This window comes from Pseudomonas sp. CAN1, from assembly GCF_030462585.1.
Lineage (GTDB): Bacteria > Pseudomonadota > Gammaproteobacteria > Pseudomonadales > Pseudomonadaceae > Pseudomonas.
Genome location: NZ_JASMRU010000086.1, coordinates 1 through 2,666 on the forward strand (window position 1 = coordinate 1; position 2,666 = coordinate 2,666).

Sequence of the window (2,666 nt, forward strand, 5' to 3'; positions counted from 1 at the left end):
CTCGGTGCAGCAGGCGATCCGCCAGGCCCAGCAGTTCGACCACGCGGCCCATCAGCTGCTGCCGGGCTTCTATGCCTCGCGGCGCAACTACGACATCGCCCAGGGCGTGGATGCGCAGGGCGAGCGGCGCTCCGGCGTGCTGGAACAGTCCTGGCGCATCGGCGGTGCCAGCGGTGCCGAACTGGCGGCGCTGCAGGCCTTCGTGGCCGACCCGGCGCTGTGCGTCGTGCGCGCCTCGACCTTCGAGATATTCGCGGACAAGCCGCTGCCGCAGAACACCCGTGTGCTGTATCGCGGCCCTGATGAGCACGGTGACTTCCTGATGAAGTACGCCATGGTGGAGCCCTATGAATGGGGAGAACCTCATGAATTCCGGTGACGAGCTGTACCGCGAGCTGGTCATTTCCGCCAGCGACGAGCCCATCGACATCGATGTCGGCAGCCTGCGCCTGCAGGGCAACTTCCTCAGCCCGCGCACCCACGTACCGGGCGTGCTCTTCGTGCACGGCTGGGGCGGCAGCCAGGAGCGCGATCTCAAGCGTGCCCGTGGCATCGCCGGGCTGGGTTGCGTGTGCCTGACCTTCGACCTCGCCGGCCACGGCGCCGGCGAAGCGCTGCAGGGCTCCATCACCCGCGAGGACAGCCTGCGCGACCTGCTGGCCGCCTACGACCGGCTGGCGGCGCACCCGCGTATCGACAACAGCGCCATTGCGGTGGTCGGCACCAGCTATGGCGGTTACCTCGCTGCCATCCTCACCGAGCTGCGCGCCGTGCGCTGGCTGGCCCTGCGCGTGCCGGCGATCTACCGCGACGAGGACTGGGACGTGCCCAAACGCGACCTGCCGCGCGACGACCTGATGGAATACCGCTCCAGCCTGATCCCGGCGGCGAGCAACCGGGCGCTGAAGGCCTGTTCGGGCTTCCATGGTGACGTGCTGCTGGTGGAATCCGAACACGACAGCTACATCCCGCACCCGACCATCATGAGTTACCGCGCCGCCTTCCAGCGCACCCATTCGCTCACCCACCGGATCATCGACCAGGCCGACCACGCCCTGAGCAACGAGACCTCCCAGGCCGCCTACACGGACATCCTGGTGCGCTGGATCACCGAGATGGTGGTGGGCGAACGGGCCAACCGGCTGATCGTTGGCTGAGGCCCCGCCAGCCTATCGAGAGGGCGCCGACAGCCCATCGAGGAACTCGCCGAAACCGTGCTGGGCGCGGCAGTCACGCCGGGCGCTGGTGGTGACGCAGGTCTGGTGCGTCCAGACGATGTGTGCGCCGCTGCGCTCCAGGTCGCGAACCAGGTGCACGTCCTCGTCCGCCGGCAGCGGGCGGAAGCCGCCAGCGCGCTGGTAGGCGCGGGCACAGATACCGAGGTTGGCGCCGTGGATATGCCGGTGATCCTCGCGGCTCTGGTAGTGGCCTTCATAGACCAGGCGAACCTGCTCCGCCCGCGGCGACCAGTCGATCACCCGCACCGTGCCGCACACCGCCTCGGCGCCGAAGGCCAGCTGGCGCACCAGCCAGTCGCCATCGACGCTGCTGTCCGCATCGGTACAGGCCAGCCAGCGCGCGCCCTGTTGCAGCAGGTAATCCGCGCCGGCGCGGCGCGCATGGCCCACATTGCGTTTATCGACCTGCAGCACGGCGACACCCCAGGCGCGCGCCACGGCTTCGCTGCCGTCAGTGCAGGCATCCAGCACCACGAGGATGCACACCGCTTCCTGATTCAGCTCCGGGTGCAGCGCCGCCTGCTGCAGGGACGCCAGGCAGGCGCCGAGCAGCTCCGCCTCGTTATGCGCGGGCACCAGTACGCCGATCATGCAGCGGCCTCGTCGAACCACAGCTCCAGGCGGAAATCCCGCTCGACGTGGCTGACGGACGCTGCAGCCTCCATGGCTCGCGTCAGGTACTCATGCACGGCATCCCCGGTGAGTGCGCAGCCGTCGATGGGGTGGCGCCAGTGGCAGGCCACCAGCACGCCGCCGGGCTGCAGGCTGGCGGCGGCGCGTTGGCAGGTGCTGGCCCAGTCCTCAGGCGCCAGGTAATAGCCCAGCTCGCCGAGCACGATCAGCTCAAAGCGCGCCTGCGGCCAGTCCGCCGGCAGGCTGTGCCTGGCCAGCCGTACGTTCTCCAGCCCGGCCAGGCGCTGGCGGGCGAGGGCAAGGGCCTCGGCGCTGAAATCGCTGCACAGCAGCGCGTCGACCCGGCCGGCCAGCGCGGCGCTGGTCTCGCCATTGGCGCAGGCCGGCTCGTAGCCACTGGCGAAGCGGCGGCGCGGCAGGCTGGCGAGGAGCAACTCGCGCTTGCGCTGCTCGTACCAGGAGGAGCGGAACGCCCAGGGGTCCGGGTCGCCACGGAACATCGCGTCGAAATAGCCGGGTTGCAGCGAACTCACAGGAAGTACACCTCGAAAGGTTGCAGCAGGGTATCCAGCAGCCGCGCCTGGAGAATCGGCCGCGGCCCTTCGAGCTGGCTGGCGTGGGCCTGGATCGCCTGGCGCTTGCGTTGCACCGACGCCTCGTCGAGGTCCAGCCGGCGCGCCCGCGCCCAGGGCAGGCGCGGGTCGCCCGGCAGCGCCCAATGCCAGGCCCAGATCGGCGCCTCGAAATGCCGGGCGCCGCAGCGCGCGGCGACCTGGGCGCAGGCCAGGCCGGTAG

The 2,666-nt window shown here is 70.1% G+C and carries 4 protein-coding genes and 1 pseudogene; 2 read left to right on the top strand and 3 right to left on the bottom strand.

Annotated elements, in window-relative coordinates:
- Both QO207_RS31340 and QO207_RS31345 read left to right on the top strand, forming a co-directional pair.
- Positions 1–379 (top strand): DUF3182 family protein (locus QO207_RS31340; RefSeq protein WP_301536125.1); only part of this gene is annotated, 379 nt, incomplete at its 5' end.
- Positions 380–401: 22 nt separating this feature from the next.
- Positions 402–1,157, top strand: a complete 756-nt coding sequence (locus QO207_RS31345; RefSeq protein WP_301536128.1) for a S9 family peptidase — start codon at positions 402–404, stop codon at positions 1,155–1,157.
- Positions 1,158–1,169: 12 nt separating this feature from the next.
- Here QO207_RS31345 and QO207_RS31350 read toward each other — a convergent pair whose 3' ends face one another.
- The 3 genes and pseudogenes from QO207_RS31350 to QO207_RS31360 all read right to left on the bottom strand — a co-directional run.
- Entirely contained in the window at positions 1,170–1,829 is a 660-nt protein-coding gene (locus QO207_RS31350; RefSeq protein ID WP_301536126.1) for a glycosyltransferase family 2 protein, read from the bottom strand.
- Entirely contained in the window at positions 1,826–2,404 is a 579-nt protein-coding gene (locus tag QO207_RS31355; RefSeq protein ID WP_301536127.1) for a class I SAM-dependent methyltransferase, read from the bottom strand. Before QO207_RS31355 ends, QO207_RS31350 begins: the two co-directional genes overlap by 4 nt.
- Positions 2,401–2,666: pseudogene (locus QO207_RS31360) on the bottom strand (PIG-L family deacetylase); the annotation flags it as partial. The gene QO207_RS31355 and the pseudogene QO207_RS31360, both read right to left, overlap by 4 nt.

Excerpts from the sequence above, each read along its gene's own strand:
- QO207_RS31350 (WP_301536126.1), bottom strand. The coding sequence starts at position 1,829 with ATGATCGGCGTACTGGTGCCCGCGCATAACGAGGCGGAGCTGCTCGGC.